This is a genomic window from Sphingobacterium sp. UDSM-2020, from assembly GCF_016132525.1.
Taxonomy (GTDB): Bacteria; Bacteroidota; Bacteroidia; order Sphingobacteriales; family Sphingobacteriaceae; genus Sphingobacterium; species Sphingobacterium anhuiense.
The window spans coordinates 5,563,640-5,588,783 of the sequence record NZ_CP066166.1; the positions used below are offsets into that span (position 1 = coordinate 5,563,640).

General features: G+C 36.6%; 20 protein-coding genes. 6 read left to right on the forward strand and 14 right to left on the reverse strand.

Features of this window, described 5'->3' with window-relative positions:
* Nucleotides 1–37 precede the first annotated feature (37 nt).
* The 3 genes from JAZ75_RS23525 (at nt 38) to JAZ75_RS26275 (ending at nt 1,466) form a co-directional block, all read left to right on the forward strand.
* Nucleotides 38–469, forward strand: a complete 432-nt coding sequence (locus JAZ75_RS23525; RefSeq protein ID WP_208698968.1) for a DUF1579 family protein — start codon at nt 38–40, stop codon at nt 467–469.
* A gap of 93 nt (nt 470–562) precedes the next feature.
* Complete coding sequence (locus JAZ75_RS23530; RefSeq protein WP_183914907.1) at nt 563–1,096, forward strand: CD225/dispanin family protein; 534 nt, start codon at nt 563–565, stop codon at nt 1,094–1,096.
* Nucleotides 1,086–1,466 carry a DUF2752 domain-containing protein gene (locus tag JAZ75_RS26275; RefSeq protein WP_132771102.1) on the forward strand — a complete coding sequence of 127 codons (381 nt, stop codon included), beginning with the start codon at nt 1,086–1,088 and terminating at the stop codon, nt 1,464–1,466. Before JAZ75_RS23530 ends, JAZ75_RS26275 begins: the two co-directional genes overlap by 11 nt.
* Nucleotides 1,467–1,704: 238 nt before the next feature.
* On the opposite strand, the gene infB is transcribed toward JAZ75_RS26275, so the two are convergent.
* From infB to JAZ75_RS23555, 4 genes are all read right to left on the reverse strand, one after another.
* Nucleotides 1,705–4,875 (reverse strand): translation initiation factor IF-2, encoded by a 3,171-nt coding sequence (infB, locus tag JAZ75_RS23540; RefSeq protein ID WP_208698970.1) that lies wholly within the window; start codon nt 4,873–4,875, stop codon nt 1,705–1,707.
* Nucleotides 4,876–4,981: 106 nt separating this feature from the next.
* Nucleotides 4,982–6,220 carry a transcription termination factor NusA gene (nusA, locus tag JAZ75_RS23545; RefSeq protein WP_021189504.1) on the reverse strand — a complete coding sequence of 413 codons (1,239 nt, stop codon included), beginning with the start codon at nt 6,218–6,220 and terminating at the stop codon, nt 4,982–4,984.
* Nucleotides 6,221–6,222: 2 nt separating this feature from the next.
* Entirely contained in the window at nt 6,223–6,690 is a 468-nt protein-coding gene (gene rimP / locus JAZ75_RS23550) for a ribosome assembly cofactor RimP (protein ID WP_021189503.1), read from the reverse strand.
* 147 nt (nt 6,691–6,837) lie between these two features.
* Nucleotides 6,838–7,611, reverse strand: a complete 774-nt coding sequence (locus JAZ75_RS23555; protein ID WP_132771100.1) for an XRE family transcriptional regulator — start codon at nt 7,609–7,611, stop codon at nt 6,838–6,840.
* 101 nt (nt 7,612–7,712) lie between these two features.
* Between JAZ75_RS23555 and JAZ75_RS23560 the strand changes: the two genes are divergently transcribed.
* Entirely contained in the window at nt 7,713–8,036 is a 324-nt protein-coding gene (locus tag JAZ75_RS23560; protein ID WP_132845561.1) for a GIY-YIG nuclease family protein, read from the forward strand.
* A 31-nt stretch (nt 8,037–8,067) separates the two neighbouring features.
* Here JAZ75_RS23560 and JAZ75_RS23565 read toward each other — a convergent pair whose 3' ends face one another.
* Nucleotides 8,068–10,485 (reverse strand): penicillin-binding protein 1A, encoded by a 2,418-nt coding sequence (locus JAZ75_RS23565; protein WP_208698972.1) that lies wholly within the window; start codon nt 10,483–10,485, stop codon nt 8,068–8,070.
* A 230-nt stretch (nt 10,486–10,715) separates the two neighbouring features.
* Here JAZ75_RS23565 and rpoN point away from each other — a divergent pair, with 230 nt between their 5' ends.
* Both rpoN and JAZ75_RS23575 read left to right on the forward strand, forming a co-directional pair.
* A complete protein-coding gene (gene rpoN, locus JAZ75_RS23570) occupies nt 10,716–12,182 on the forward strand; it encodes an RNA polymerase factor sigma-54 (RefSeq protein WP_021189499.1) in 1,467 nt (488 codons plus the stop codon).
* 357 nt (nt 12,183–12,539) lie between these two features.
* Nucleotides 12,540–13,733, forward strand: coding sequence for a porin (locus tag JAZ75_RS23575; protein ID WP_208698973.1), 1,194 nt, complete (start codon nt 12,540–12,542; stop codon nt 13,731–13,733).
* A gap of 48 nt (nt 13,734–13,781) precedes the next feature.
* Here the strand turns inward: JAZ75_RS23575 and JAZ75_RS23580 are convergent, their stop codons facing one another.
* From JAZ75_RS23580 to JAZ75_RS23620, 9 genes are all read right to left on the reverse strand, one after another.
* Entirely contained in the window at nt 13,782–15,005 is a 1,224-nt protein-coding gene (locus JAZ75_RS23580) for a tetratricopeptide repeat protein (RefSeq protein ID WP_208698975.1), read from the reverse strand.
* A 144-nt stretch (nt 15,006–15,149) separates the two neighbouring features.
* Nucleotides 15,150–16,313 (reverse strand): diaminopimelate decarboxylase, encoded by a 1,164-nt coding sequence (lysA, locus tag JAZ75_RS23585; protein ID WP_208698977.1) that lies wholly within the window; start codon nt 16,311–16,313, stop codon nt 15,150–15,152.
* Nucleotides 16,314–16,327: 14 nt separating this feature from the next.
* Nucleotides 16,328–17,641 carry an aspartate kinase gene (locus tag JAZ75_RS23590; protein WP_132845463.1) on the reverse strand — a complete coding sequence of 438 codons (1,314 nt, stop codon included), beginning with the start codon at nt 17,639–17,641 and terminating at the stop codon, nt 16,328–16,330.
* A gap of 120 nt (nt 17,642–17,761) precedes the next feature.
* Entirely contained in the window at nt 17,762–18,709 is a 948-nt protein-coding gene (locus JAZ75_RS23595; RefSeq protein ID WP_021189495.1) for a D-2-hydroxyacid dehydrogenase, read from the reverse strand.
* A 15-nt stretch (nt 18,710–18,724) separates the two neighbouring features.
* Nucleotides 18,725–19,792 (reverse strand): 3-phosphoserine/phosphohydroxythreonine transaminase, encoded by a 1,068-nt coding sequence (serC, locus tag JAZ75_RS23600; RefSeq protein ID WP_132771094.1) that lies wholly within the window; start codon nt 19,790–19,792, stop codon nt 18,725–18,727.
* Between the two features lie 203 nt (nt 19,793–19,995).
* Complete coding sequence (locus JAZ75_RS23605; RefSeq protein WP_021189494.1) at nt 19,996–20,253, reverse strand: hypothetical protein; 258 nt, start codon at nt 20,251–20,253, stop codon at nt 19,996–19,998.
* Nucleotides 20,254–20,319: 66 nt separating this feature from the next.
* Complete coding sequence (icd, locus tag JAZ75_RS23610) at nt 20,320–21,582, reverse strand: NADP-dependent isocitrate dehydrogenase (RefSeq protein ID WP_208698979.1); 1,263 nt, start codon at nt 21,580–21,582, stop codon at nt 20,320–20,322.
* Between the two features lie 8 nt (nt 21,583–21,590).
* Nucleotides 21,591–23,720 carry a cation:proton antiporter gene (locus JAZ75_RS23615; RefSeq protein ID WP_208698981.1) on the reverse strand — a complete coding sequence of 710 codons (2,130 nt, stop codon included), beginning with the start codon at nt 23,718–23,720 and terminating at the stop codon, nt 21,591–21,593.
* A gap of 112 nt (nt 23,721–23,832) precedes the next feature.
* Nucleotides 23,833–25,053 (reverse strand): ABC transporter permease, encoded by a 1,221-nt coding sequence (locus JAZ75_RS23620; RefSeq protein ID WP_132845460.1) that lies wholly within the window; start codon nt 25,051–25,053, stop codon nt 23,833–23,835.
* Nucleotides 25,054–25,144: the final 91 nt, after the last annotated feature.

The following is a 25,144-nucleotide window of genomic DNA, read 5'->3' on the forward strand; positions in this document are numbered from 1 at the left end:
CTACAGTTAATAAAAAAAATTGACCTAAGAATCGAAAATGGATCAAATAGCAAAACAGCATTTAAATCATTTTATAGGAACCTGGGATACCGACGGTATTATTCTAGAAACCAATAATGCTCCAGAAGTTAAAATCAAAGGGACTGATACATATTGTTGGATTCTAGACAAATCTTTTCTTTTGCACCAGGCAAATGTCATGATAGGAACGTCAAATAGCCTTACCCATGAAATTATAGGATATGACGTCGTACGTCAACATTACAGCATGCAATATTATAACAATCAAGGTCAATCTGGCTTTATGAATGCTATATTAGACAATCACCTTTGGACATTTACCGGAACTAACTTAAAGTTTAAAGGTGGGTTCAGTAAGGAGAACAATGAATTTTCAGGTATTTGGAAACAGCTGACTGATCATAATATCTGGAGCGATTTTATACACATAAAACTGACAAAAAGATAAAGTTGGTATACGGTAAAACATAAAAATATTTTACAAAAAACATCAACTCTCCCCTTTTTTTCTATATTTAAATAAATTATAAAACTCTAAAATATGAAAAAGTACTTTTATACAGATGGCTACACAAACTTTGGACCCTTTACTCTCGAAGAGCTCAAATATAAAAACATTACACCAGAAACAAATGTATGGTATGAAGGAATGGGTGATTGGAGAAAAGCCAGTGAAGTTCCTGAGCTTGCTGCTTTATTTTCTTCAAACATAGCCTCCCCTCCTAATCCTCCTAATCCATTTCAAGCAACTGGACAATCTCCCTTCAACCAGTCAGCCGATCCTCAAAATAAAGCCTATGACCCATTTTTAAATACCGTACCTAAAACATGGTTAGTTGAATCTATTTTAGTTACAATTTTATGTTGTCTTCCTTTTGGAATAGCGGGAATAATAAATGCAGCAAAAGTTGAATCCAGATTCTATGCAGGAGATCTACAAGGTGCACAAAGAGCATCAGATGAAGCTAAAAAATGGACTAAAATTGGTTTTATTGTTTCCATTGTGATGACAGTATTATATGTACTATTGATGATCTTAGGTGTAGTTGGATCTATATTTAATTATGGTAATTAAGAAATATTATCTATGGTCCATAGGGATTATACTTCTATTCATCTTAATTCTTACATATAAGTTCTTTAATCCGATACAGTATGACATTTTTCCTAAATGCCCATTTTATGTCATTACAGGCTACAAATGTCCCGGATGTGGATCACAACGCGCCATACATTATCTTTTAAATTTTGACCTCCAGAACGCATGGAGGCAAAATTTTTTACTGATCATCGCTATCCCCTATATCATCACAGGATTAATCTTTGAATATCAAAAATCACCTACGCCAAAAATGCTTAAATGGCGAAAGATACTATTTGGTTATAAAGCAATTGTAATCGTTTTTATCATTGTAATTGGTTTTTGGATAGTAAGAAACTTATAAAGTAGAAACAGTTACTGTAAGTCGCTTTAATATAAAAAAACATTACGGTAAAAAATACTCATTTCAGATCATCCGTTCTATTTGCATGATTTTAATGAAATCATCTTACTTTAGGAATATGGATAAGATCTTATAATTAACTCCCACTTCCTATCAAGAACTATCTGTGTGTTTTAAAACTCATAAAAAAAGGAGCGTTTTATTAAAAACGCTCCTTTTATGTATGATAATTGTTTAATTACAACTTACGTTTTACTTCAACTTGTTCGTATGCTTCAACGATATCACCTTCTTGAATATCATTATATCCTTGAATATTCAAACCACACTCATAACCGAATGAAACTTCTTTCACATCGTCTTTGAAACGTTTCAATGAAGCTAATTTACCTGTGAAAACAACAACACCATCACGGACGATACGAATATCATTATTGCGGTTAATTTTACCATCCAAGACCATACAACCTGCAATTGTACCGACCTTAGAGATTTTAAATGTCTCACGGATCTCAACGTTAGCAACGATTTTTTCTTCAAATTTCGGAGCCAACATACCTTCCATTGCCGATTTAAGTTCTGCAATAGCATCGTAAATGATTGAGTAAAGACGAATATCAATTTGCTCTTGTTCAGCCAATTTACGTGCACCTATAGATGGACGAACTTGGAAACCGATGATAATTGCATCAGAAGCAGAAGCTAATAAAACATCTGACTCTGAGATAGCACCCACAGATTTGTGAATTACATTCACTTGAATCTCTTGTGTTGATAATTTCAATAATGAATCAGATAATGCCTCGATCGAACCATCCACGTCACCTTTTACGATCACGTTCAACTCTTTAAAGTTACCGATTGCCAAACGACGACCGATCTCATCCAAAGTAATATGTTTCGTAGCACGCATACCTTGCTCACGTTGTAATTGAAGACGTTTATTCGCCACATTACGAGCTTCAGATTCACTCTCCATAGTATAGAACTTATCACCTGCAGTAGGTGCCCCTGCCATACCTAAGATTTGAACCGGTACAGAAGGACCTGCTTCTTTCACACGCTCACCACGTTCATTTGTTAAAGCTTTCACTTTACCACTATGAGAACCTGCTAAAATAGGATCTCCCACACGTAAAGTACCTCCTAATATCAGCACTGTTGTCACAATTCCTCTACCTTTATCCAAAGCAGCTTCAATTACAGAACCAACAGCACGTTTGTTCGGATCAGCTTTTAAGTCAAGCATCTCTGCTTCTAATAATACTTTTTCTAATAAAAGATCTACATTCAATCCAGTTTTTGCTGAAATCTCCTGTGCTTGGTATTTACCACCCCAATCCTCTACTAGTATATTCATTTGAGACAACTGCTCTTTAATACGATCTGTATTAGCACCTGGCTTGTCAATTTTTGTAAATGCAAATACGATTGGCACACCAGCAGCTTGTGCGTGGTTGATTGCTTCTTTCGTTTGTGGCATCACAGCATCATCCGCTGCAATAACAATAATCACGATATCTGTTACTTTTGCACCACGAGCACGCATCGCTGTAAAGGCTTCGTGACCTGGAGTATCTAAGAAAGTGATCTTACGTCCACCGTCCAATTGTACCGCATAAGCACCAATATGCTGCGTAATACCTCCTGCTTCACCACCTGTTACATTTGCTTTACGCACGTAATCTAATAAAGATGTTTTACCGTGATCGACGTGACCCATTACCGTAACAATCGGAGCACGAGAAATCAATGCATCTTCATTGTCAGCTTCTTCAAGATCAGCAATCTCTTCATCTTCAGGTTTGATAAATTCAATTTGGTAACCAAATTCATCAGCAACAATGGTTAAAGTTTCTGCATCTAGACGTTGGTTAATGGAAACAAACATACCTAAACTCATACAAGTCGCGATAATTTGTGTAACAGCCACATCCATTAAGTTAGCAAGTTCGTTTGCCGTTACAAATTCTGTAACACGCAACACTTTTGCTTGCATTTCTCTTTCTAATGCTTCCTCCTCCGCGTTAGTTGCGACATCGTCACGTTTTTGACGTCTCAATTTCGCACGTTGAGCAAATTTACCTGACTTACCAGCACCACTTAAGCGCGCTAATGTAGCCTTGATTTGATCTTGGATTTCCTTTTCAGTAGGCTCTTCTTTTGGTACATTAGGTCCATTACTTCTATTATTGAAGGCTGGACGACCTTTATTTGCACCTGGACCTCCTGGACGGTTATGATGTCCTCCTGGACCTCCCGCTGGACGGTTTTGATTATTTCCTCCTGGACCTCCTGCTGGGCGGTTTTGATTATTCCCCGCTGGATGATTTCCACCAGTACGATTTGGATGATTTCCACCACCTTGGTTTGGACCTCCAGTACGATTTGGATGGGTACCACCACCCTGAGGCGGAGTTCCTGTATTATTCGTACGTTTACGTTTACGCTTATGATCATTACCAGTAGCACTTGAAGAAGATGCTACAGGCTTATCACGATGAGAAGGTCTTGCCGTAGGCAATTCAATCTTACCAATTACTTTTGGACCTGTTAATCTCTCTGCTTTAGCACTAATAACCTCATCTGCAGGATTAACTTTTTTCACTTCCTTTACAGGAGTTTCAACCGGTGCTTTCACAGCAGGTTTTTCATTTTTTGGCTTTTCTTCTACCACTTTCTTCTCTTGAACTTTAGGAGCTTCAGTTTTAACTTCAACTTTTTGAGGTGCAGCAATGACAACCTTAGGTGCTTCTGGCGCTTTCTCTTCTATTTTTTGTGCTTCCACTATCGGAGCTTTAGGAACTTCTACTTTAGGCTCTTCTTTTACGATAGGTTTTGGAGCTGTAGGAGTTGCTTCTTTAACTACCTCAGGCTTCTTCTCCACTTCCTTTGGAGTTTCAGCTTTCACTTCTGGAGTTTCCTCTTTCTTAGGTTTAGATCCTCTTTTCAAAGCATCTAAATCAATTTTACCCACAACCTTCATACCTCCAGTGTGTGTATTTGATGAATTTTCCTTTGCCTCAGAACCCGTTACCTTTTCAACTGGATTCTCTTTTTTATCTGCATTAGATTCTTCTCTTGTATTTACCGCAGCATTTTTTATCAAAATATCTTTTGAAGCTACAGTTTCTTCATAATCGTCATTTTTAGATGATTCTTTAGGAGAAGCGACTGGCGACTCATCACGACGAATTTTGCCAATCACAATTTGTTTAGCTTCATCTTTCACGATCTTGTCACCTTGAAACTCTTTCAACAGCACATTGTACATCTCTCCGGATAGCTTAGTACCAGGTTTGGCGTCGACGTCATACCCTTTTTTCACTAAACAATCTACGGCAGTAGATATGCCAATATTGAGTTCCTTTGCTGCTTTAAGCAGGTTTGTACCTTTTCCTTCAGTCATCTATTATTTTAACTAATTAAATATTTAATACAAAAATATGTTTTTTTTACATCTCTATAACAATTAAATTCGAAATAGAGATGAAAATAAATTATGTGGCTTCATTTTATTCAAATTCAGCCTGTAAAATACGTAAAATGTCTTTTACCGTATCTTCTTCCAAGTCAGTCCTTCTAGACAACTCTTCTTCTGTCAATGCCAATACTGAACGTGCTGAATCTAAACCTACACGTTTCAATGCATCAATTACCCAGCTTTCGATTTCATCGCTGAATTCTTCGATATCCACATCTTCATCAAACTCGTCATTCTCACGATAAACATCGATCTCATAACCGGTCAATTTACCTGCCAATTTGATATTGTGTCCACCACGACCAATTGCCAAAGAAACTTGATCAGATTTTAAATACACTGCAGCCGTCTTATTTTCTTCATCAATCTTGATTGAGCTAATACGAGCTGGGCTTAATGCACGTGTAATGTAAAGTGAATGATTCGTTGTAAAGTTGATTACATCGATATTCTCATTACGCAATTCACGAACGATACCATGAATACGAGATCCTTTCATACCCACACAAGCACCAACAGGATCAATACGATCATCATAAGATTCTACTGCCACTTTAGCACGCTCTCCTGGTTCGCGAACGATTTTCTTAATCGTAATCAAACCATCAAAAATCTCAGGAACTTCCAGTTCAAATAAACGTTGTAAAAATTCTGGAGCAGTACGAGAAATAAGAATCTTAGGATTATTATTCATCATATCCACTTTATAAACGACTGCACGAATGCTATCACCTTTCTTAAAATAATCTGCAGGAATTTGTTCTGTCTTCGGTAAAATTAATTCATTACCGTCATCATCTAACACAAGCAATTCTTTTTTCCAGATTTGATAAACCTCGCCGATCACCAACTCCCCTTCACGGTCTTTATACTTTTTGAAAACTTCGTCTTTCTCCAATTCCAAAACTTTTGAAACCAAAGTTTGACGGGCTGCTAAAATAGCACGACGACCAAAACTCTCTAACGTTATCTGTTCAATATAATCATCGCCAACTTCTAAATCAGCATCAAATTTCTTCGCTTCTGTTAATTCAATTTCAAGATCATCATCTTCCGAAAATTCATCTTCAACAACAACGCGTGTTCTCCATATCTCTAAATCTCCATTATCAGGATTTACGATAACATCACAGTTTTCATCTGTACCAAAACGTCTACGGATCATACTACGAAATACTTCTTCTAAGACAGAAATAACCGTAGGTCGGTCAATGTTTTTAAACTCTTTAAACTCTTGGAAAGAGTCAATCAAATTGATATTGCTGCTCATTTTTATTTAAATGAAATTAACACCTTAGTTGCTTTTATTTGTTCAAAAGGTATAATGCGAGCAACCTGCTCCGCTTTTTTACCTTTTTCTTTTATTGTTTCTTCAATTGTTATCTGTGCATCCTCAACGGCTAACAATGTACCTTCCGTTTTTGTACCATCATTTAACTTCACTTGCACATTGCGTCCAATATTTTTCTCATATTGCCTTTGATTAACAAAATTAGCATCTAGACCCGGAGAAGAAACTTCAAGACGATAAGCTTTCTCTACTGTCCCCTCTTCTTCCAACTGAAATCCGACAAATTTACTAACCTGTACACAATCATCGATACTAATTCCCTGATCACCATCTAGCAAAACTTCCAACACGCTGTTCGGATGAAATTTAACACTTACAATAAACAAATCATCGCGATCTGCTAATTTTTCTTGGACGAGTTCGATAACTCTTTTCTCTACATTTTGCATATTCTTTCGAAAACGAATAAAAATACTGAAATCAATGAATTAAAAAAGGGGGCATACGTTGCCCCCTTCCTCTCAGATAAGACAAAGGTAAATATTTTTTTTCAACTATCAAAATATAGATAAAAAAGATCCATCAAAAATGATCCTCTAACCCTTATCCACAACCGAATTAATTGTTTTTTGCATTTCTGCCATCATGCTTGTCAAAGTCTCCATAGAAGGTTCATTACTAGGTTCCGGAAGCGTTGTACTAATAAACGCTTTTGCTTTCCAAACTTCCATAATATCACTCGCTTCTACCCAATATGGATCGTAGCTCTTATTATCAGAAACTAACTTCAGACCTTTATCTTCTTTAAATTTAAATGCTATTCGCTTGTAGACAACCCCCTCATCTTTTGAAACGACAATATAGGTCTGCCCTGGCTTAATATCATTCCAGTTCTCCACATATTCTGCGACGACAATAGAACCACTAGCCAAAGGACGCATCGAATCACCCTTGATTTCAAAAGCCCGATAGGTTCCTTGATTGAACATCGGTAACGAAAATTTCGGTAACGTTGCAACATATTCCGGATCAGCATAACCATTCATATAGCCAGCGCTCGCTTTTACTGGAACCAACTCGATATTTTCGCGGTCAAGCCCGTCAACGGTAACACTAAGTACCCGCAAATTAGAAGCATTACTTTTAGGAGCCCGTTTCCATTTTTCATTTATCTCATCATTAGCAAGCTCATCCATTGAAAGGTCATAAAACTCTGCTATTTTTTTTAGTAATTCATATTTTGGCTCTGCCCGATCTTCTTCATACGCCCCTACAGAAGCACGTTTTATCTCCATTAAGTCAGCAAACTGCTGTTGTGTAAGCCTTTTCGTTTTTCTTAAAAACTTAAGATTGGAAGCTATGTTTGGCATATTTTTTTAATTTTAATTTTTAATATCTAAAAATATTAGTATTATTGTGCCAATAAAATTAGTAAAAATTATACAAATAACCAAATTTATTAGCTCAAAACATGAAATCACACACATTATACATCATTACGGACAGCAACAGACAGTTCTTAAATGTAGATATCACATCAGACTTTAACCGGGCGATGAACGAAATAAAAAGCAGCTGCAACATTTTCTTTCCCAATGGCCCACACTTAACTCGTGTCGTTTATATGGAAAAATTTGATTGTCAGGAACACGCTGAAAAAAGACAATTTGAATTAAATCACTTTACACGGATGCAGAAGGAGAAGCTCATCAGAAAACAAAATGCGAATTGGAACAACCTATGTCCAACTAATATGGATACTTCCAAAAAAAAATCGGTTGTTTATACTTCATAAACAACCGATTTAAAATTTTTAAGAGAACGTATTAATCACCAAAACCTAGTGAATCACGCGGTCTTATTGCCGCTGCATCATTATGGGTAGATAACACATCAGAAGCATCATCATCTCCAGAAGTTGATAACCCTTCTTCTTGAGTTGTACCACCATTTTGCAGATCTTCCAGACCATCGATTAACATCTCATCATCTACAGCGGTTGAATCTGAGACAACCTCTTCACGAGGCGGACGAGGAGTTTCACACTTATACTTCTTTGTAATTTCCACAGTTGGAGCAGGAAATTTACCCTGCGTATAGCCTAACTGCTTATCCTTATAAACAGATTCCATAAATAAACCAAAAATTGGTAGCGCGGTTTTAGAACCCTCACCGGTCTGCGAATTTTTAAAATGGATATTTCGATCGTCACAACCGACCCACACCGCAGTTACCAGATCTTTGGTAACACCCATGTACCACCCATCTACATACTCCGAAGAAGTACCCGTTTTTCCACCAATCTCATTTTCCTTATCAAAAAGATCATACTCCCATAATGCCTGTGAAGTTCCTCCCGGTTCTTCCATTCCTCCGCGAAGCATATAGGTCATCAGCCATGCATCTTGTTTATCCACTACCTGCTTACGTTCAGGTTTAAAAGTTGCAATCACTTTTCCGTCATAATCTTCTATTCGAGAAACAAGAATAGGTGTTACACGTTCACCGTGATTCATCATTGTAGCATAACCATTTACCATTTCAAAAACTGAAACATCATTTGGTCCCAAACCGATCGACGCCACAGGACTCAATTTACTTTCAATTCCAACTCGATGTGCCGCTTCAACAATTTTATCAGCCCCTACTTTCTCTGTCAGTTGAACTGTAATCGAATTTACCGAACGCGCCATGGCCCAACGCAATGACATATCCCGATAGCTAAAATTCCAGTCAGCATTTTTAGGCTCCCAGACTTCAATTGAATCTCCTTTATCAATCTTAATGGTTACGGGCTTATCTTGAATCTGATCACAAGGTGTCATACCGGATTCCAATGCTGCTAAATAAACAAAAGGTTTGAATGTAGAACCTGCCTGTCTTTTAGATTGATTAACATGATCATATTTAAAAAACTGATGATCGATACCTCCTACCCACACTTTAATTTCAGCAGAATATGGATCCATACTCATCACACCCGTATTTAACATTGTTACATAGTATTTGATCGAATCAACAGTGGACATCTGTACTTTCTCACGCATCCGCTCTCCTTTCCAAGAAAATACTTCCATTTCTTTTTTACGGTTCAAGTAGAAATCAATACTGTCAGTACGTTGATCATATTTTTTTACCAAAAATTTATAATAGTCTGTCTTTTTTACCAAGTTTTCAATAAATCCAGGAATTACCTTACCTGACAAATCACGCCACGGCTCTTCACTACCCCATGCATTCTTCAATCTCCGTTGCAATACCTGCATCTGCTTCGCAACAGCTTCCTCGGCATGTTTTTGAAGCTTTGAGTTGATTGTAGTATAAATCTTTAGACCATCCTTATAGATATCCATATCATTTTCATCAGCCCACTTCTCCAGCCAACGCTCTACCGCTGCCCGTAAATAAGAATCTTCACCCGCATGTATATCTTTGTTCTCCGTACGTAATACCAATGGCTCCTTTGACAACTGATCAACCTGAGTTTGATCAATATACTTTGCCTTCTCCATTTGAGTTAAAACGACATTTCGGCGCTCACGCGATTTGTCTAGATTACGCATAGGATTATAAATTGTTGTTCCCTTCAGCATACCCACTAATACCGCAGCTTCATTGATGCTAAGTTCACTTGCATTTTTACTAAAATAACGTCGTGCAGCCGTTTGGATACCATATGAATTATTACTGAATGAAACGGTATTTAAATACATCGTTATAATTTCATTTTTTTCATATCGTGACTCCAATTTATAAGCGGTCATCCATTCCTTAAACTTGGTTACAATTAAACCAACACCAGGTATTTTACCAAGAAGACCACCCGATTTATTATAGCGTGTACGATATAAGTTTTTTGCCAATTGTTGCGTAATTGTACTAGCCCCTCTTCTATCTCCAGATAAAGTAGAAACAATACCAGATCCGAGACCTAAAAAATCAACTCCGCTATGTTTATAAAAGCGAACATCCTCTGTAGCCACCAGCGCATTGATCACGTTTTTAGATATGCTGTCAAAAGCCACTGGATTACGGTCTTCATCAAAATAACGACCGATCAAAACACTATCTGCAGTATACAATTCGGTCGAGATATTAACACTGGGCATCGTAATATCCTTTTTTGTAGGCGAGTAGCCAAATAGCCCCAAAAAGTTAAGCTGTATAGCACAAACAAGGACGATTAAAAAATATATAGCAATTGCTATATAGCGTATATATTTATTCTTAATACGTTTAAACATATGGTAAAGGTCTAAAAATGTTTTGTGAAAACAAGCAAAAAAAATAGCTTTTACATGTCATAAAGAAGAATTAACGAAATTTAACATTTCATTATTCCAATTCTGATAATTAGGAGTATAAGATTATAGATAGCTACAAAAATTATACCCAAATACCTTTTCCATGTATTTTTGTTTCTTAAATCAATATAATTTATATAAATTTATATTCGAATTAGTCATAGAAAAACATGTTAAAGCAAACCTTACAACAAAAGTTATTACAAAAACTATCTCCACAGCAGATTCAGTTTATTAAACTTTTACAGGTTCCTACAGTCTCTTTGGACGCACGCATTAAAGAAGAATTAGAGGAGAATCCAGCACTTGAGGACGGCAGTTTAGCAAACATGGCCGAACCGAACGAAGAATACCCAGATCGCGATCCAGATGAGAGTTTTGATAGTGAAGAAAGCTTCGACAGCGATGAGTTCAACGTAGATGAATATATCCAGGAAGATGATTATACTGATTACTCCAACAACTATAATTATACTGACGAAGATGATGATAAAAAAGAGATTCCCATTGCTGTACAAGATTCATTTTTTGAGAAATTACAACAACAGCTCGATTTACTAGCCTTAGATGACCGTGATTTCTTAATCGGTCAGCAAATTATTGGAAGTTTAGATGATGACGGATACTTACGTCGTCCAATATTAAGTCTCATTGATGACCTTGCGTTTTCTCAAAATGTTATCGCTACTGAAAGCGAAGTATTAGAAATGTTAAAGGTTATTCAAGATTTTGAACCGGCAGGTATCGGAGCTCGTGATTTACAAGAATGCTTGCTGATACAATTACAAAAGAAAGATCAAAATAATCCAACCATCATTCAGGCAACTAAAGTTGTAAAAAATTATTTGGACGAATTTACCAAGAAGCATTATGATAAACTTGAAAAATCGCTAGGGTTAACCTCAGATGATCTTAAAAATATTGTAAATGAAATTCTAAAATTAAATCCAAAACCAGGTGATTCAGGAGCTGTTGCAGGTAAACAGTTACATGTCATTCCCGATTTTCACATCATTAACAACGATGGAGTACTGCATCTAACATTAAACGGACGAAATGCACCAGAACTACGTGTGAGTCGTTCTTACCAGAACATGTTCGAACATTATGAGAAATCCGATCAAAAGGATAAAAAAATGAAAGAAGCTGTTCAGTTTGTAAAACAGAAACTCGATTCTGCGAAATGGTTTATTGATGCGATAAAACAAAGACAGCAGACATTGCTAAAAACAATGAATGCCATCATGGAGTATCAGTATGACTACTTTTTAACAGGTGATGATGTTAAGCTTAGACCGATGATATTAAAAGATATTGCCGATCGCATAGGTATGGATATCTCGACTGTATCCCGTGTTGCCAACTCAAAATATGTACAAACAGAATTTGGGACATTTCTTCTTAAATCATTTTTCTCCGAAGCTATTCAAACAGAATCTGGAGAAGAAGTATCCAATAAAGAAGTTAAAAAGATCTTAGAAGAATGCATCGCAAATGAAGATAAACGCAAACCTCTTGCTGATGAAAAGCTGACCGAAATCTTAAAAGATAAAGGTTACAATATCGCTAGACGTACCGTTGCAAAATATCGCGAAGCACTCAATATACCTGTTGCACGTTTACGTAAAGAATTATGATAAGTAAAAGGCCACCTATAAAGTAGCCTTTTACTTATCATTTCATCTCATTTTTCTCCTCTATTCAATTAGATTATTATCTTTGTGTTTGAAAATAAAAAAAACAGCAGCAAATCACTTTGTTTTATACTTAGTTTCTTGTCAAGAATAGAATCACTGACATTGGATTTAGCTAAAATGACTGTCGCACGCATATAATATATAAAGTTCTATCCGTAAGAATCATGATTAATCCGTATCTTTTATAGATAGATGCTAAAAATATTATTTTATTAATACGCTATTTTTTACAAGCAAATTAAACTGTTATAATTTAAGTACACACAACCCTTACTATAATATTTTTTTAAAAGACGAATGAGAGCAACAAAAATTGTTACCCTTACAGCCTTACTAGCGACCTTAACCTGTGCCACAAAAGCGCAAGAACGAGATGATAGAGCTACTATCTTAAATTTCAAAGGAATTCAATTCCATAGCAAAGATTCCCTTTTCTACACAAACTTCAGATTTAGAATGCAAAACCGTGCCGGTTTCACAGAAAAATTAGACGGAGAAAAGAACGGCGAATGGGATGCGCGTGTACGTAGACTAAGAATGCGGGTCGATGGTTACATCTACACGCCTAAGATTAGCTACTCATTACAATTAGCCTTTACAAGAAGTGATCAAGATTTCGATGAAACCGGTATTCCAAATATTGTACGTGATGCTGTTGTATTCTATAACTTTACTGACGATTTCTACATCAGTTTCGGTCAAAACAAATTACCAGGAAATAGGCAACGCGTCAATTCATCTGGACAGCTCCAGTTTGCAGATCGCTCCTTAGTGAATACCAGGTTTACCTTAGATCGTGATTTCGGTATGAGTGCCAATCTGAGTAAAAAAATTGGCGAAGTACCTATTAATGCAAAAGTTGCTATATCAACAGGTGAAGGCAGAGCTGCAAGCGGAACAGATGGAGGCTTATCTTACACAGGTAGGGTAGAATTTTTACCATTCGGCAATTTTGAAAATGGAGGCGATTATTCCGAAGGGGACATAGAGCGTGAAGAAACACCAAAACTATCTATTGGGGGAGGTTACAGCTTTAACGACAGAACAACCCGTATAGGCGGTCAAACGGGTAAATATGTTGAAAATCCTTTTACTTTAAAGACCAGCTTTATAGATGCAATTTTTAAATATCAGGGTTTTGCTTATCAAGCCGAGTATATGCGTCGTGATGTCGACAATCCAATGAACATCGATTTACAGGGAAATACCGCCTATGCTTATAAAGGTTTTGGAGTTAATCAACAGATGTCTTACCTGATGAATCATGGATACGAGGTCGTAAGCCGCTATACCTTTGTCCAACCTCACAAAGATATTCGGGCATATGAAAAACAAACAGAAATTATTGAAGCTGGTATTAACAAATATATGAAAGCACATCGCTTAAAATTCAATTTGAGTGGTAATTATACTTTTAAAGATGGTCAATTTGACAATGCCGATCAAAAGAACTCCTGGGGGTTTCTATTTCAGGTTGAGTTAGGAATTTAACGATAAAAAAGGTTCAGTTTTAAACAACTGAACCTTTTTTATCTTTTATTACTCTTCATCCAACTCTTCGAATTTTTGTAAATCAGATTCAGCGCCTACTTTATCACCTAAAGATTCCCGTATTGCAGCACGATACTGATAAAGATCTGAATAGTAAGGATTCAAGTCTATAGCACGATTATAATCCAACAAAGCCTCTTCCTGCTTTCCTATACGTTCGAACATATCTGCGCGAAGTACATAAGGATAAAAGTCATCCTTCATTAAGGCGATCAATTTAGAATAATCGACGATAGCATCTTCAAATTTCCCTAATCTTTCAAAAAGCGAAGCCCGCTCCTCATATATGGCAGTATGTTCAGGATTCAGAGAGGCTGCTTTTCTATAATCCTCAAGTGCGGCGTCATGTTCGTGTAGACATTCCAATAACTTTGCTCGTAAAATATAAGCAGAAACACAATTTTCATCAATTGATAAAGCTTGATTACAATCCTCAAGAGCTTCTATATACAACGTTAATTTGCTGTAGATTGCCGCACGGTAAACATACCATTCTGCTTGATTATCCGCCATATTGATTCCTTGAGAATATAAACGAATAGCTTTTTGATAATCATAAATGTGTACATACTCCAAAGCGAGCTTCGTTAAGACATCTAATCGTTCTGGATCTTGTTCCCAAGTGCTTTCCAATTCCTGAAGTTCCAGCTGATCCATTTTAAGGGTTTCCAAATAGGAAAGATGCTCATGCCACTCTAGCAGACTGTGATAATTGAAATCGAGACGTTTTGCGACCTGATAATCATAAAAAGCTCCCTCATCATCATCTAAACATCGATTCAGTACACAGCGACAGGCATAAAAATAAGGTTCTTTGGGGAAATCGGTAATCGCATTTGAATAAATCTGAATAGACTTATCAAAATCTCCTTTCATAAAATAGCATAATGCCAAATAACTATATCCTAATGCTGTTACCTGGACTTTTTGAGCTTCATATAGATATTTTGTTGCATCATCATGACCGGCTTGCATACTTAGCATACCTTTTAACAAAAGTGACGCAACAGGTTCCAATTCCTTAGCAACGTCCAATTCACTCAAAATATCTCGATACTCTTCTTTTATGTTAATATTAAAATTTAAAAGCTCCCGGATCGGTAAATATGCAAAACTAGCGAGTAAAGTAGTAGTCCCTCCCTTTACATTAAAATCTACTCTAATCCGCTCCTCACTAAATAATTTTCGAAGTATATGTTGAATCTGTTGCATATACAAAGGTACAAGGATGTATAGCAAAACAGAAATATATTTCGCTATTCCATTTATTCTGCAAATGAAAAACAAATATTCCTACAAAACGAAAAGGCTTAAACTATCAGTAGTTTAAGCCAGTTCTATTTTCATAGGGTAGTTTTAGACTAATTCGTCACTATATACATAGCGAATCTCCTCTCTGAGATTATAGCGTGAAGACATTACTTCACCATATGCACCAGCGGTACGTATAGCAACAAGATCTCCTCTTTTCGATAATGGCAATGTGACCTCTTTTCCAAAGCAATCGGAGCTTTCGCAGATAGGTCCTACAACATCATAATTGATAAGTTCTGTTGCATTTGCATCTCCAAGCTTTTCTATTTTATGAAAAGCCTGATATAATGCAGGTCGCATCAATTCAGTCATACCTGCATCTAATATTAAAAAGTTCTTCTTAACACCATTCTTTACATAAAGTACTTTACTGATTAAAGAACCACATTGCGCAACTAATGCACGCCCTAACTCAAAATGGACTTCCTGTTGTGGAGTTCTTTCTAAGAATTTATCAAAAATATCAAAATATGCTTCAAAATCAGGAATTGCATTCGTATCTGGGTTATGATAATCCACTCCCAGTCCACCTCCAACATTTAAAACTTTGATGAAGACACCACGTTCTTCAAACCAATTTTTCCATTCATTCACTTTCACACATAGGCTCTTGAATACATTCATATCTGTTATTTGAGAACCGATATGAAAATGTAAACCAATAAGTTCGATATTCTCACACTTCCGTATCACAGCTGCAGCTCTTTCAAGTTCCGCATTTGTAACACCAAATTTATTCTCATCTAATCCCGTTGTGATATAATGATGGGTATGTGCATCTACATTAGGATTAATACGTAATGCTACTTTAGCTTTTCTTCCCTGAACAGCAGCCAACTCATTGATCACCTCCAATTCCTGAATAGACTCGACATTGAAAGCAAAAATATCGTGCGCTAAAGCAAGATTAATTTCCTTATCAGACTTACCTACACCAGCAAAAGTGATCATTTTTGCATCAAACCCCGCATTAATAGCCTGTTGCACCTCATTTCCACTTACACAATCTGCTCCAAAACCTTTACTTTGGATCATTTCAAGCAAACGGCTGTTGAAATTTGATTTCAAAGCAAAATGCACATGGAATCCACGCTTACTGGAAGCGGCATAAGCCGCATCCAACGTTTCTTCCAAAACGTTCAGGTCGTAGTAATAAAAAGGAGTTTCCTTTCCTACGAACTGACTCTCTATATTTTCGTTTTTCATTTTGGTTATTTCAATTAAAATAAACGGTTGTGTAACGAGCGTAATGCTTCCACTTTATGATCCGTGTCCAACAGAACTGATACATTATAATCCGAACCTCCATATGAAATCATTCGGACCGGTAAGTGTTTTACAGCATCCAATACTCGGGCCGCATACCCATGTGTATTCAAGTCAAAATCCCCTACCACACACACGATGGTTTGATGTTCATCCACCGACACAGTCCCAAAATCTTCGACTTCTTTAATAATATCCTGTAGATTTTTCGTATCGTCTATCGTTACAGAAACAGCAACCTCCGATGTTGTAATCATATCAATTGGTGTCTTATAACGTTCAAATATTTCAAATACACGACGTAAAAAACCATAGGCCAAAAGCATACGTGAAGAATGAATATGAATAGCTGTGATTCCATCTTTAGCGGCTATTGCACGAATACTCCCCTTTTGACCACCTTCTTTACTAATAAGCGTACCTTTAGCCTGAGGATCCATCGTATTCAACAAGCGAACGGGTACATTATATTTTTGAGCAGGAAATACCGATTGCGGATGTAAAATTTTTGCACCGAAATAAGCTAATTCTGCCGCTTCGTCAAAACTCAAATGCGCAATTGGGGTTGTATTTTTTACGATTCTTGGATCATTATTATGCATTCCATCGATATCGGTCCAGATCTGAACCTCTTCAGCTCCAATCGCAGCACCGATTAATGATGCAGTATAATCCGATCCTCCACGACGTAGATTATCTACCTCACCAAAAGAATTACGGCAAATAAAGCCCTGCGTTATAAACAGCGTATTATCAGGATAATTGTCAAGCAAAGGAGTCAATTTCTCTGTTATATAGTCTACCACAGGCTCATTATCCTCGTCAATCTTCATAAAATCTAATGCCGGTAATAATACGGATGGAACATTTATTTCTGTTAGATGAAAATGGAATAAAGCAGTTGACATCAATTCCCCCTGTGCTAGAATGATCTTATCTTCTACAGGAGTAAAAATCTCATGTGCAAAACTTTCAATAAAATTAAAATGCGAATCGATTAAGCTCTTGCCGTTTTTATATCCAGCTTCAGTTTTGAACAATTCCTTAATGAGGTCTTCGTACTTGTCTTTATGCTTCTTTATTAATTCCTTCGCCAAGTTCTTATCATCTGCAAGATATGCTTGACCAATTTCTACTAAAGCATTTGTTGTCCCAGACACAGCTGACAACACCACAACTTGACGCTCAGAAGGGTTTACAATATCTAACAACCCTTTGATGCGCTCTGCACTACCGACAGATGTACCACCAAATTTTAAAATTTTCATACTGAATTACATTATATTTAAATTTTGCCGTGAATATAGGCAATTACTTAGTTTTTTTGCAAAAAAATGCGGCACAAATACATAATGTTTTTGTGCCGCATCATTTTATTATGCGGAAGATTACTTCTTAAGATTCTCGATAATCAATTGTGCCAATTCAACACCGATACGTTCTTGCGCTTCATTTGTTGCGGCACCAATATGTGGTGTCAAAGAAATTTTTGGATGTTTCAAAATCTCCAATCTCGGAGTAGGCTCATTGTCAAAGACATCTAATCCCGCAAAAGCTACCTTACCAGAATCCAAGGCTTCAATTAAAGCAAGTTCATCAATTACACCACCACGGGCAGCATTAACTAAACCAACTTGATCTTTCAACAATGCAAATTCAGCTTTACCTATTGCTGGCTTATCTAAGAAAGGAACATGTAAAGTAATAAAGTCAGAAGTTTTCAATAAATCTTCCATTGACACTTGATCTACTGGTAATTCCACTTCAAATCCTTGAGTCAGGGATAAAGTTAAAGTTTTAGGCCCATCAGCTAGATCATAATACACAATATCCATCCCAAGACCTAATCCAATCTTCGCTGTCTCACGTCCAATACGTCCAAAACCAACCACACCCAATGTTTTCCCTCTCAGTTCAGTTCCGCCTGCATACGCTTTTTTCAAAGCACCAAACTTACTCTCCCCAGATAAAGGCATTTGACGGTTTGAATCATAAAGGAAACGTACTCCATTTAATAAATGAGCAAATACCAATTCTGCAACTGATAAGGAAGAAGCAGCTGGTGTATTCAACACCGCTATTCCTTTGGAGCGTGCGTAGTCGACATCAATATTATCCATGCCGACGCCACCACGTCCGATCACTTTTAGGTTTGGACAAACATCAATTAGGGCTTGTCTAACTTTCGTTGCACTACGTACCGTAATGGCATCGTAAGCTTGTAATTTTTCCGCTAATTCTTCCTGCGGAATATGATTTGTATCTACTTCAAATCCGGCATCCTCCAAAAGTTGTTTTCCAGCTGGATCGATACCATCATTTGCTAATATTCTCATGATATAATTTCGATTTTATTTTTTCAATTCTTCAAACTCTTTCATTGCATCTACCATAGCATTGATGCTTGTTATCGACAATGCATTATAGATTGATGCTCTAAAACCACCAACTGAACGATGACCTTTAATACCGATCAGTTCACGTTCTTTAGCTAAAGCCAAGAACTCAGCCTCTAATTCTGCAGAATCCATGACAAAAGTAACATTCATACGAGAACGATCTTCTACGGCAGCAGTTCCTTTGAAGAATGGGTTACGATCGATTTCATCATACAACGTACGTGCCTTAATAATATTCTCTTGTTCAATAACCGCTACACCACCTTTTGCTTTCAACCAGCGTAGGTTAAGAAGAGATACAAAGATGGAGAAAACAGGCGGCGTATTGTACATTGAATCTGCCGAAATATGTGCAGTGTAATCCAAAATAGATGGAATAACACGTCCCGTTTTACCTAAAATCTCATCTTTAACGATTACTAAAGTAGCGCCTGCAGGACCCATATTTTTTTGTGCTCCCGCATAGATAAGATCAAAATCACTCACATTAATCTCACGGCTCAAAATATCCGAAGACATATCAACGACAATTGGCGCACTTGATGCTGGAACATCAAATACTTCAGTTCCGTAAATTGTATTATTTGACGTATAATGAAAATAAGCTGCATCAGCAGGAACAGTATATTGCTTTGGAATATAGGTGTAATTTTTATCGCTCGATGATGCAACTACCTCTACATTTCCAATCTTCTTTGCTTCTTTAATTGCTTTTGAAGCCCATACACCAGTATCCAAGTAAGCTGCTTTACCATTTTCAGGCAACAAGTTTAACGCTACCATTGCAAATTGTAAACTTGCACCTCCCTGTAGGAACAAAATAGAATATCCTTGCGGCACATTTAACAGTTCGCGAACCAATTTAGTTGCTTCATCCAAAACTGCTTCGAATTCTTTGGATCGATGCGAAATTTCTAAGATGGATAAACCAGTATTATTAAAATCAATTACAGCTTGTGAAGCTTCTTGAAAAACTTCCTTTGGCAGAATGCAAGGACCTGCTCCAAAATTATGTTTCATCGATATATAGTTTGTTTTTTTTATACTTTTCTACGGTTCGACTAAGCAATCGTTTGCTTTCCGAAGATCAAAGGTACAAGTTTTCTTACTTAAATTTCAACAAAAAATCAATATTAATGAAATTTAGAAAAAAGTAACACCGAAATGATAAAAAGATAACATAAAATACTTGAAAAAACATTAAAAATGATATTATGTCTAACCTATAATAAGATCACTTTCCACGCTTGCTCAACCTCTCCTCTTTTTAATAACATCTGTGCATAAAGCTGTAAATGTATCAAACGACTATTTTCATCACCAATAAATGCATTAAGGAGATCGAAAATCTCTGGTTCGTCACGGATAGTATCAATCTCAATATCATCTGGTAATTGTTCAACACGAAGTAACTGCTGTAATTCTTCCTCTGTAAATACAGAAGAAACTTTAACAAACGGTGGTAAATCTGAAAATTGCATATAAAAAAAGCTGACCTTTAAATAAAATTCAAAGGTCAGCTTTATCTAGCATATTCAAAATAGCTATTATAACTTTTCGATCATACGATCCGCAAATTCACTTGTTTTCACAAGCGTTGCATCTTCCATTAAATTATAAAAATCAACTGTTACAGTTTTGGCTTTAATTGTTTCGCTCAATGCTTTAACTATAGCATCCGCCACTTCTTGCCATCCCATATATTCGAACATCATCACACCACTTAAAATTACCGAAGAAGGATTCATTGTATCGGTATTTGCAAACCGGGGTGCGGTTCCATGCGTCGCCTCAAAAACAGCATGCCCAATATTATAATTGATATTTGCCCCAGGAGCAATACCAATACCCCCAACAATAGCAGCAAGGGCATCTGAAATATAATCGCCATTCAAATTCAATGTAGCAATAACAGAATAATCACGCGGATTTAGTAAAATCTGTTGCAGAAAATTATCTGCAATGACATCTTTGATCAACAGTTTACCAGCAGCCAGGGCTTCCTGTTGCTCAGCATTAGCTGCAGCATCCCCTTTCTCCGCTTTAGTCCGTTCCCATTGACCCCAGGTATATGTTTCTTTAGCAAATTCTGTCTCGGCTAATTCATAACCCCAATTTTTAAAAGCCCCCTCTGTAAACTTCATAATATTGCCTTTATGAACCAAAGTCACGGAAGGTAATTTATGCGCTAAAGCATGTTCAATAGCTGCACGTACAAGCCGTTTAGAACCTCTTTCCGAAACCAATTTAATTCCCACCCCCGTATCATTCGAAAAATTATAATCGACATGAAGTTGAGTACGAAGAAAATCTTGAATTTTAGTCGCATCTGCTGTACCCGACGCAAATTCAATACCTGCATAAATATCTTCCGTGTTTTCACGAAAAATAACCATATTAACATATTCCGGATGCTTAACAGGTGATGGAACACCCTCATACCACTTTGTAGGACGTTGGCAAACGAACAAATCTAATTCCTTACGCAAGGCCACATTTAGAGAACGGATACCACCCCCTATCGGCGTTGTTAACGGTCCTTTAATACCCACTAGATATTCTTTCAGTACATCAAGTGTCTCTTCTGGCAACCATGCTCCAGTTTCATCAAATGCCTTCTCTCCAGCCAGTACCTCTTTCCATTCAATTTTCCTTTTACCACCATACGCAACTTCTACCGCACGATCAAAAACCCGAACCGAAGCACGCCAAATGTCAGGGCCTATACCGTCGCCAATAATAAATGGAATGATAGGCTGATCAGGCACCTGTAGCGGTCCATCCAGAGACTTTGTTATTTTACTTGCCATAGTTCAGTTTATTTATCTTTATTGAACATGTTTCCAATTTCTTTACTAATCTTTCTGAAGATCGGAGCCGCTTGCACATCTTCATATTCATCAATATGTTGATTGTCCACCCGACTCGGAAATACAAGGACCACATTTTCATTCTGATGAATACGTTCCAATTTCTTTGCCAAACCGTCTAAAGAATCACGGTAAGATACCTCACCATAACGCGATGAAACATAAAATAAAAATGCATTATCCTCTCTAAATGACTTTAACCCCTGCATATGATCCCAATCATCATAGATCTTATAATTAACAGGAACTGAATTTTTAATTTCTTCCAGAAATATTTTAGTGGCCTCTTCAGTACGTTTATCACACACAAAAGTGACCGAAATTGTAAGCTCCTGTCCTAATTTAAGCACTTTCTCTACCCAATATTCAAATCCGAATTCGGATTGGGCCAAAGGTGGTACGAATACAATAATTTTATTATGTGTAATAAAAGGCTTCTTAAATTGGCACATCATAACATTTGCAGAAGTACGGTTTAAAATACTTTCAGACTTCTCACCAACAATTTTATCTACAAAATTACTTGCACTTGGCCATCCTAATAGAATACAGTCAGCCATCACCTCTTTTGCACTACGGCTAATTCCACTAGGAATATTATAATCAATCGTAGTAGCAATACTTACTTCGGTTTCACTACCAGAGGCATATTTTACAATATTATCCAAATTTTTACGCGCTATTGCCATATTCTTTTCCGCTTGCTCATTATCTTTAACGACGGAAACAATACTTATTGGATAATGTGATTTTTTGCTTCGCATCAATGTAGCAAAATCCAAAAGCGGTTTCATGTTCTCCATATTTGCTAATGGTATCAGAATATGTTCATCATGTTCCTTCACAATATTGATATGGCTTTCGTCCTGATCTCCATCCATTACTATTTTTTTCGATGCCCCTTCTGTCACAATAGTTGCAACAATACAGGTGACCAAAATCAATAAGATTGTACCATTCAACACATTTTCATCGATAATCTCATTTTTATACCCGACCATGATCACAGCAAGAGTTGCTGCGGCGTGTGAACTACTCAAACCAAAAATAACATTTCGCTGTCCTGAGCTATACTTAAAAACCAATTGGGTCATCCATGCGGCTCCCCATTTACCCAAGATGGCAACAACTGTTAATGTTGCCGCAACAATTAAAGCTTCCGGTCCGCGCAGCAGCACACTGACATCCACGATCATACCTACGCTTATTAAGAAAAACGGAATAAAGATCGCGTTTCCAATAAACTCAATACGATTCATCAGGGCGGACGAATGCGGAATTAACTTATTCAACGCTAATCCTGCAACGAAAGCACCAATAATTGGTTCAAGCCCCGCGATTTCAGACAAGAATGCGGCAAAGAAAACAATTGATAAAATAAAAATATAATGCGAAGTTTTTTCACTTTCAATACGTTCGAAAAACCATTTCGCAATGCGAGGAATGACACCAAACATGATAAAAAGGAAAATTGCGAAAGATACACCTAAAGTAACCCAAAATTCCTGTCCGATATTCCCTTGAGAAGCTCCGGTGATTACTGCCAAAATAATCAGAACAGCAGTGTCCGTTAATATAGTTCCACCTATAGTAATAGCTACAGCTTCATTTTTAGAAATACCATAACTATTTACAATCGGATAAGAAACCAATGTATGAGTAGCAAACATACTGGAAATCAAAATACTGGCTAAAATACCATAATCCAAAAGATAAAAACAGACCGGGAAACCGATAGCAATAGGAATAATAAACGTGAAAAAACCGAACCATAAACTCTTATGCTTGGTTTTTTTAAACTCATTCATATCTAGTTCCAGACCAGCTATAAACATAATATAAAGCAAACCTATCGTAGAGAAAAGGTCCACTGCAGAGTTTTTCTCCAACCAGTTCAGTCCATGCGGACCAATGACAACACCAGAAATAATCAAACCTATAATGCCCGGAACTTTAATTGAACGTAATAAAATGGGCGATAATAAAATGATAAATAAGACGAGCGCGAAAATGAGTACTGGACTTTTTAAAGGTGCTTCGAAAGCATGCGATAAGTGATCTAATACGTTTCTATTCATAAATATATAAGCTAAATCTAGTATACATTTGAGTAAGATTTCTGGCAGAAATCCCCTTATCAAACTTCTAAAAGTAAAATATTTATTTCGGAACTACAATTAAAGCACTTATTTATTTGAAAGAAATCGCGCGAATTGGGCTGATCTTAGTGATCAATAGAGAAGGGATAAACAAAGCTAACATTCCAATAATTAGTAGCGAAACATTGATTAAAATGATATCCGTCCAAAACAACTTGACAGCTACATAAGAGATGTAATAGGTTTGCTCATCTAATTTGAAAAAATGAGTATAATCTTGAAAGAAATATAAACCCAATCCTATAAAGTTACCCAACAATAAACCTAAACCAATTAAATAGAGCGCATTATACATAAAAACACGACGAACTCCATTATTATGAAAACCAAGTGCTTTTAAAATACCGATCATAGAGGTACGCTCTAAAATAGTAATCAGCAAAGCCGAGACCATATTGATGATAGCAACTAAAGTCACTAATATAAAAATAATAGTAGTATTCATGTCCAGAAGATCTAACCATTGAAAGATATCTGGCACCTGTTCACGGATGCTTATAGCATGCATATCCATTGGGACCAGATCATCAAGCTCATCAGTTGTTTGTTGTAGCTTTGAAAAATCTTGAATACGAACCTCATAGCCCCCCACAGCTGTACTATCTAAATTATTAAGTTTACGAATTAAATCTAAAGACCCTATTACATAAACCTTATCCAATTCTTCAGAACCTGAGTTATAAATTCCTTTAATCTCAAATTTTCGCTTACGAATAGGCTGTTGAACGAAATACATAATAAAATCATCACCAACCTTTAGCATCAACCTATTGGCAAGATACTTAGATATCAAAATTTGTTCTCCAGGTCCATCTTTTTGTTTTAGATTTAATGTATCACCCTCGACCAATATCTTTTTTAAATAATTTTGATCATAGCTGATATCAACCCCCTTTAATAAAACTCCCTCCACCTCATCGTTAACATTGATAATCCCAGGTTTTGTAGCAAAAGAATTTACACTAACTACATTTGGATGATTTTTAACCGAATCCCACTGTATAGAATCTAAAGCAATGGGTGAGTTTTCATAGGAATTGTTCAGATCGTATCGCAAGACCATGATATCACCAAAAAAACCACGCTGTTTAGCTGTAATTTCCGATTTGAATCCTCGCAATACACCAACAGAGAGAATAATTGCAGCAATTGCCAGAGCTATTGCTCCTATAGTAATGCGCACAATCAATTTGGAAAAAGTTCTTTTTCCTAAAAAAGTGATTCTCTTGGCTAAAAAGTATGGAAAATTCAAGCTTTTAAATTATTTATGTAACTTCGCAAAGTTAAAAAAAAATGTGAAGCAGCCTATTTTATTCCTGTTGTTTCCATCATCTCAGTATTAA

What these genes read in the sequence shown, in the direction of transcription:
- JAZ75_RS23580 (WP_208698975.1), bottom strand. Translation starts at nt 15,005, where the DNA reads ATGCAACAGATTCAACATATACTTCGAAAATTATTTAGTGAGGAGCGG.
- JAZ75_RS23525 (WP_208698968.1), top strand. Translation starts at nt 38, where the DNA reads ATGGATCAAATAGCAAAACAGCATTTAAATCATTTTATAGGAACCTGG.
- JAZ75_RS23575 (WP_208698973.1), top strand. Translation starts at nt 12,540, where the DNA reads ATGAGAGCAACAAAAATTGTTACCCTTACAGCCTTACTAGCGACCTTA.
- serC (WP_132771094.1), bottom strand. Translation starts at nt 19,792, where the DNA reads ATGAAACATAATTTTGGAGCAGGTCCTTGCATTCTGCCAAAGGAAGTT.
- rpoN (WP_021189499.1), top strand. Translation starts at nt 10,716, where the DNA reads ATGTTAAAGCAAACCTTACAACAAAAGTTATTACAAAAACTATCTCCA.
- lysA (WP_208698977.1), bottom strand. Translation starts at nt 16,313, where the DNA reads ATGAAAAACGAAAATATAGAGAGTCAGTTCGTAGGAAAGGAAACTCCT.
- JAZ75_RS23565 (WP_208698972.1), bottom strand. Translation starts at nt 10,485, where the DNA reads ATGTTTAAACGTATTAAGAATAAATATATACGCTATATAGCAATTGCT.
- JAZ75_RS26275 (WP_132771102.1), top strand. Translation starts at nt 1,086, where the DNA reads ATGGTAATTAAGAAATATTATCTATGGTCCATAGGGATTATACTTCTA.
- JAZ75_RS23530 (WP_183914907.1), top strand. Translation starts at nt 563, where the DNA reads ATGAAAAAGTACTTTTATACAGATGGCTACACAAACTTTGGACCCTTT.
- JAZ75_RS23595 (WP_021189495.1), bottom strand. Translation starts at nt 18,709, where the DNA reads ATGAGAATATTAGCAAATGATGGTATCGATCCAGCTGGAAAACAACTT.
- JAZ75_RS23555 (WP_132771100.1), bottom strand. Translation starts at nt 7,611, where the DNA reads ATGCCAAACATAGCTTCCAATCTTAAGTTTTTAAGAAAAACGAAAAGG.
- icd (WP_208698979.1), bottom strand. Translation starts at nt 21,582, where the DNA reads ATGGCAAGTAAAATAACAAAGTCTCTGGATGGACCGCTACAGGTGCCT.
- JAZ75_RS23590 (WP_132845463.1), bottom strand. Translation starts at nt 17,641, where the DNA reads ATGAAAATTTTAAAATTTGGTGGTACATCTGTCGGTAGTGCAGAGCGC.
- infB (WP_208698970.1), bottom strand. Translation starts at nt 4,875, where the DNA reads ATGACTGAAGGAAAAGGTACAAACCTGCTTAAAGCAGCAAAGGAACTC.
- JAZ75_RS23605 (WP_021189494.1), bottom strand. Translation starts at nt 20,253, where the DNA reads ATGCAATTTTCAGATTTACCACCGTTTGTTAAAGTTTCTTCTGTATTT.
- JAZ75_RS23560 (WP_132845561.1), top strand. Translation starts at nt 7,713, where the DNA reads ATGAAATCACACACATTATACATCATTACGGACAGCAACAGACAGTTC.
- JAZ75_RS23615 (WP_208698981.1), bottom strand. Translation starts at nt 23,720, where the DNA reads ATGAATAGAAACGTATTAGATCACTTATCGCATGCTTTCGAAGCACCT.
- nusA (WP_021189504.1), bottom strand. Translation starts at nt 6,220, where the DNA reads ATGAGCAGCAATATCAATTTGATTGACTCTTTCCAAGAGTTTAAAGAG.
- rimP (WP_021189503.1), bottom strand. Translation starts at nt 6,690, where the DNA reads ATGCAAAATGTAGAGAAAAGAGTTATCGAACTCGTCCAAGAAAAATTA.